2 protein-coding genes are annotated in these 6,159 nt (G+C 75.0%); both read left to right on the forward strand.

The genetic code is table 11. The features are described 5' to 3' along the window. Positions 1 to 76: 76 nt before the first annotated feature. Positions 77 to 5,239 (forward strand): alpha-2-macroglobulin, encoded by a 5,163-nt coding sequence (locus FV229_RS24550; protein ID WP_246688326.1) that lies wholly within the window; start codon positions 77 to 79, stop codon positions 5,237 to 5,239. Positions 5,240 to 5,444: 205 nt separating this feature from the next. Next, the coding region (locus tag FV229_RS24555; protein ID WP_246688327.1) for a transglycosylase domain-containing protein at positions 5,445 to 6,159 on the forward strand (715 nt) is incomplete at its 3' end.

The raw sequence follows: 6,159 nt of genomic DNA on the forward strand, positions 1-6,159 counted from the left end.
CCCCGCCGCCAGGCCCGCCTCGACATCCGCTCCGACTCCCGCGGCGCGGCCCGCGCCCGCCTTCGCCAGACCCTTCATGCGCGAGGCGCTGGCGAGCGCGGCCGTGCGGCTCGAGGCGTCGCTGAAGGGCGAGTCGGGCGGGGTCACGAAGAATCCCGCCGCGTCGCGCCGCGCCGCCGAGGCGCTGCTCGCCGACGACAAACCCGCCGAGGCGCTGCCGCTGTTCTCCGCCGCGGCCGCCGGCGACCCGTCCGACATCCAGGCCTGGCTCGGCTACGCGCGTGCGGCCGACGCGGTGGCCGGAGACGACGAGAACAAGGATTACGAGGGCCGCGCGCGCCTGCGCGGCCGGGCGCCGGCCGCCGCCTACCAGGCCTACCAGCGCGCGCGCACCGCCCCCGAGGCGGCCCAGGCTCTGGCCCAGCTCGCCGAGATCCAGGGCGGCCGGGGGGAGTGGCGCCCGGCGCTGGAAGCCTACGCCGCGAGCCTGGCCCTCGACGACGTGGCCGCGGTGCGCGAGGCCTACGAGACGATGCGCGCCGAGCACGGCTTCCGCATCCTCGACTACAAGGTCGACGCGGACGCCGCCGCCCCGCGGGTGTGCTTCACCTTCTCCGAGCCGGTCGCGGCCAGGACCGACTTCGCCCCCTTCGTCGCGGTGTCGGGCGCGACCAACGCCGCGGTCACGGCGGAGGGCGCGCAGGTCTGCGTCGACGGTTTGAAGCACGGCGGCTCCTACGCCTTCGTCGTGCGCCAGGGCCTGCCCTCCTCGGTCGGCGAGGTGCTGCTGAAGTCGGCCGACTACGAGGTCTACGTCCGCGACCGCGCCCCCCAGGTGCGCTTCACCGGCCGCAACTACGTCCTACCCCGCACCGGCCAGGCGGGGGTGCCGCTGGTCTCGGTCAACGCCTCGAAGCTCGACGTCGAGGTGCTGCGCATCGGCGACCGCGGCCTGCTGCCGTCCCTGCGATCGGAGGAGTTCCTGGGCCAGCTCAACGGCGCCACCGCGCGCACCATCGCCGCGGAGAAGGGCGTCCAGGTTTGGAAGGGCACCCTCGACACCGCCAAGGCCGAGGTGAACCAGGAGGCGGTCACCGCCTTCCCCGTGCTGCAGGCGGTCGGCAAGCTCGAGCCCGGCCTCTACGTGATGCTGGCGCAGCCCTCCGGCGCCGTCGCGGCGTCGTCCGAGGTCGAGGACGGCGGCTATGAGGCCAAGGCGACGCAGTGGTTCGTGGTCTCCGACCTCGGGTTGACCGCCTTCAAGGGCCGCGACGGCGTCCACGTCATCGCGCGCTCGCTCGCCGCCGCCACGGTGGTGCCGAACGCAGAGATCCGCCTCGTCGCCCGCAACAACGAGGTGCTGGCCACCCGCCGCACCGACGAGAGCGGGCATGCCGCCTTCGATCCGGGGCTCGCCCGCGGGGAGGGCGGCGCGGCGCCGAGCCTCGTGGTGGCGCAGGTCGGCGACGATTACGGCTTCCTCGACCTCAACCTCGCGGCCTTCGACCTCACCGACCGCGGCGTGAAGGGCCGGGCCGACGCCGGCGCGATCGAGGCCTACGTCTTCCCCGAGCGCGGGGTCTACCGCTCCGGCGAGACCGTGCAGATCACCGCCATCCTCCGCGACGGGCAGGGCAAGGCGGTGCCGAGCCTGCCGCTGACCCTGGTGGTCAAGCGCCCCGACGGCGTCGAGTACCGCCGCGTCTCGGTGGCCGACCAGGGCCTGGGCGGGCGCGCCCTGCCGCTGCCGCTGCTGTCGGGCGCGATGCACGGCACCTGGCGGATCGCGGCCTTCACCGACCCGAAGGCGCCGGCCGTCGGCGAGGCCTCGTTCCTGATCGAGGACTACGTCCCCGAGCGGCTCGAGGTGACGCTGAAGCCCGAGCAGCCGGCCCTGCGCAAGGGCGAGGCCGCGAAGGTCGCGGTGGCCGCGCGCTACCTCTACGGCGCGCCGGGCTCGGGGCTCGACGTCTCGGGCAGCGTCACCGTGCAGGCGTCGGCCGCGAGCGGCGTCAAGGGCCTGGAGGGCTTCCAGGTCGGCCTCGACGACGAGGCGATCGAGGCCTCGACCCAGGAGATCGAGGCGCGCGCCACCACCGACGCCAAGGGCGAGGCCGTGGTGACGGTCCCGGTGCAGGCGCTCGCCGCCCCGCGCCCGCTGGAGGCCAAGATCACGCTGGCCGTGGGCGAGCCCGGCGGGCGGGCGCTGTCGCGCAGCCTCACCCTGCCGATCCTGCCCGAGGGGCCGGTGCTGGCGATCCGCAAGGGGTTTTCGGACGATTTGCCGGTGAACGGCACGGCGGGCTTCGACGTGGTGATGGCGGCCCCCGACGGCACGCGGCTGGCGCAGGGCGGCGTGACCTGGACGCTGTCGCGCCTGGAGCAGACCTACCAATGGTACCGCGCCGACGGCCGCTGGTCGTTCGAGCCGGTGAAGTCCGTGCGCCGCGTCGCCGACGGCACCCTCGACCTCAAGGCCGACGCGCCGGCCAAGGTCGCGCAGGCCCTCGCCTTCGGCAAGTATCGGCTGGAGGCGAGCGCGCCGGGCAAGCCGGGGGGGGCGGCGAGCGTCACCTTCAGCGTCGGCTGGGGCGGCTCGGAGACGGCCGACGTGCCCGACCTCCTCGACCTCACCCTCGACAAGGCGGCCTACAAGGCCGGCGACACCCTGCAGGCGCGGCTGAACCCGCACTTCAAGGGCCGGGCCACCGTGACGGTGGTCGGCGACCGGGTCCAGGTGGTGCGCGACGTGGACGTGCCGGAGGCGGGCGCCACGGTGTCGATCCCGGTCAAGGCCGAGTGGGGCGCCGGCGCCTACCTCGTCGCCACCGCCTACCGGCCCCTCGACCAGGCGGCCAAGCGCCTGCCGGGCCGGGCGCTCGGGCTGGCGTGGTTCTCCGTCGACCGGGCCGAGCGCGCGCTCACGGTCTCGGTCGAGGCTCCGGCGAAGGCCCGGCCGCGCCAGGACCTGACCCTGCCGATCCGCCTCGCGGGCCTCAAGTCCGGCGAGGCGGCGCGCGTCACCGTGGCGATGGTCGACGTCGGCATCCTCAACCTCACCCGCTACGAGGCGCCGAACCCCGTCGCCTACTTCCTCGGCCAGAAGGCGCTCGGCCCCGAGATCCGCGACGTCTACGGGTACCTGATCGACGGGATGCAGGGCACGGTCGGCGCGATCCGCTCCGGCGGCGACGGAGCCGGCGCGGAGCTCGCGGATTCGCCCCCGACCCAGGCCCCGCTCGCGCTCTATTCCGGCGTGGTGAGCGTGGCCCCGGACGGCAGCGCCAGCGTCACCTTCCCGGTGCCCGCCTTCAACGGCACCGCGCGGGTGATGGTCACCGCGTGGAGCGGGGCCCGCGTCGGCCAGGCCTCGGCCGACGTGATCGTGCGCGACCCCGTGGTGGTCACCGGCACGCTGCCGCGCTTCCTCAACGCCGGCGACCGCTCGCGCGCCTTCGTGGCGCTGGACAACGTCGAGGGGCAGGCCGGCGACTACACCCTCGACTTCGACCTGTCCGGCCCGGTGCTGGTCGGCGCGCAGGCGGTGCGCTCGACGATGCGGCTGGAGGCGGGCGCCAAGGGGCAGCTCGTCGTGCCGATCACCGCGGCCGGCCCCGGCACCGCGACCCTCGACCTGACGCTCTCCGGCCCCGGCCTCGCGGCGGGCGTCGGCCAGCGCTTCACGCTTCCCGTCTCGCCCGGCACGGGCGCGCTGGTGCGGCGCGAGGTGCGCACGCTCGCGCCCGGCGCCGGCCTGCAGGTCTCCGGCGACCTCCTCGCCGACATCCTGCCCGGCACCGGCACGGTCTCGGTGGGGGCCTCGGCGCTGCCCGGCATCGACGTGCCGGCGCTGCTGCTGGCGCTCGACCGCTACCCTTACGGCTGCTCCGAGCAGGTGGTGAGCCGGGCGATGCCGCTGCTCTACGTCAACGCGCTCGCCGCCCGCGACCGGCTCGCCCTCGACGACACCGTCGACGCCCGGATCCGCGAGGCGATCGAGCGGGTGCTGTCGCGCCAGGATGCGAGCGGCGATTTCGGGCTGTGGTCGGCGCAAGGCTCGAACGACCTCTGGCTCTCGGCCTACATCACCGACTTCCTGACGCGGGCCCGCGAGCGTGGGTTCGCCGTGCCGCAGGTCGCGTTCGGCCAAGCCCTCGACCGCCTGCGCAACGCGGTCGCCAACACCACCGAGGTGCGCGACGGCGGCACCGACCTCGCCTACGCCGCCTACGTGCTCGCCCGGAACGGCCGCCCGGTGATGGGGGACCTGCGCTACCTCGCCGACACCAAGCTCGCCGACTTCGCCACCCCCCTCGGGCGGGCGCAGATCGCGGCGGCCCTGGCGCTGCTGGGCGACCGCGGCCGTGCGGCCAAAGCGATGGACTCGGCGCTGACGGCGCTGCGCTCCGAGCGGGACAAGCAGAGCTACCGCGCCGACTACGGCTCGCGCCTGCGCGACGGCGCCGGCCTGCTGGCGCTCGCCGCCGAGACAGGCTTCTCGCAGGCCGCGTTGACCCCGGTCTCCGCGGTCCTCACCGAGGAGCGCGCCTCGGGGCGGGTCACCAGCACGCAGGAGAACACCTGGATGGTGCTGGCGGCGCAAGGGCTGACCAAGGAGGCCGACGCGCTGTCCTTCACCGTCGACGGCGCGCCCCAGTCCGGCCCCCTGGCGCGCAGCTACAAGGCGGCGGCGCTGGAGCGCCCGGTGGCGATCGTCAACACCGGCCGGGCGCCGGTGCAGGTGGCGCTCGGCGTCTCCGGCAACCCGGTGACGCCGGAGCCGGCCGAGGCGCGGGGCTACACGATCGAGCGGAGCTACCACCGCCTCGACGGAAGCGTCGTCGACCCCGCCCGCGGCATCCGCCAGAACGACCGCCTCGTGGTGGTGTTGAAGGTGACGGAGGCCAAGGCCAGCGCCGGCCGCCTGCTGCTGGTGGATCGCCTGCCCGCGGGCCTCGAGATCGACAACCCGAAGCTCCTCGACGCCGACGGGCTCAGCGGCCTGGCCTTCGCGAAGTCCGACGTACAGCCGGTCCACACCGAGTTCCGCGACGACCGCTTCGTGGCCGCCTACGACCGCACCCCCGAGCAATCGGCCTTCTTCACCGCCGCCTACACCGTGCGCGCGGTCTCGCCGGGCACCTACGTCCACCCGGCCGCGACGATCGAGGACATGTACCGCCCCGAACGCTTCGGCCGCACGGCGTTCGGCTCCGTCGAGATCGGGGCGGCGAAGTAGGGATGGCGGACGAGCGAGACCCGGTGGCGCGCGCGGCTCCCTCTCCCATGGGGAGAGGGCTGGGGTGAGGGGCGTGACCTCTCCGGACAGTTCTCATCCCTCACCCCAACCCTCTCCCGCTCGGGAGAGGGGGCCTGCGGGTCGTCCGGCATCCGCGCTGCGATGGTCGCTCGCCGGCCTCGCTCTCGTCGCTCTTGCCGTCGCCATCCCCCTCCTCGCCCTCTGGCGCTTCGCGGCGACGCTACCGCCCCTCGACCTGACGCAGGCTGACCTCCGCTCGACCATCGTCGTCGACGCGCGCGACACCCTGCTGCGCCCGTTCGCCACCCCGGACGGGCGCTGGCGGCTGCCGGTGCGGGCGGCCTCCGTCGACCCGCGCTATCTCACGATGCTCACGGCCTACGAGGACCGGCGCTTCGCCGACCATCCCGGCATCGACCCGGCGGCGACGCTCCGGGCCGCCTGGCAATGGCTGGCGCACGGACGGATCGTCTCCGGCGGCTCGACCCTGTCGATGCAGGTCGCCCGCCTCGTCGAGCCGCGCCCCGAGCGCTCGCTCGCCGCGAAGCTCCGGCAGATGGTCCGCGCGGTCGAGTTGGAGCGCCGCTTCGGCAAGGCCGGCGTGCTCGACCTCTACCTCGCGCTCGCCCCCTATGGCGGCCCGGTCGAGGGGGTGCGGGCGGCGGCGCTCGCCTATTTCGGGCGCGAGCCCGCCCGCCTGTCGTTCGCCGAATCCGCCCTCCTCGTCGCCCTGCCGCAGGCGCCGGAGACCCGCCGGCCGGACCGGTTCGCCGACACCGCCCGCCGGGCGCGGGACCGCGTGCTCGACATCGCCGCCGACCGCGGCGCCATCACCCGCGCCGAGGCCGCCGCCGCCAAGGCCGAGCCGGTGCCGGACCGGCGGCGCCCGTTCCCGATGG

It is taken from the genome of Methylobacterium sp. WL120, from assembly GCF_008039465.1.
In the GTDB taxonomy this organism is placed as follows: domain Bacteria; phylum Pseudomonadota; class Alphaproteobacteria; order Rhizobiales; family Beijerinckiaceae; genus Methylobacterium; species Methylobacterium cerastii.

Coding starts and splice junctions, on each gene's coding strand:
- FV229_RS24550 (WP_246688326.1), top strand. CDS start 77: ATGCGCGAGGCGCTGGCGAGCGCGGCCGTGCGGCTCGAGGCGTCGCTG.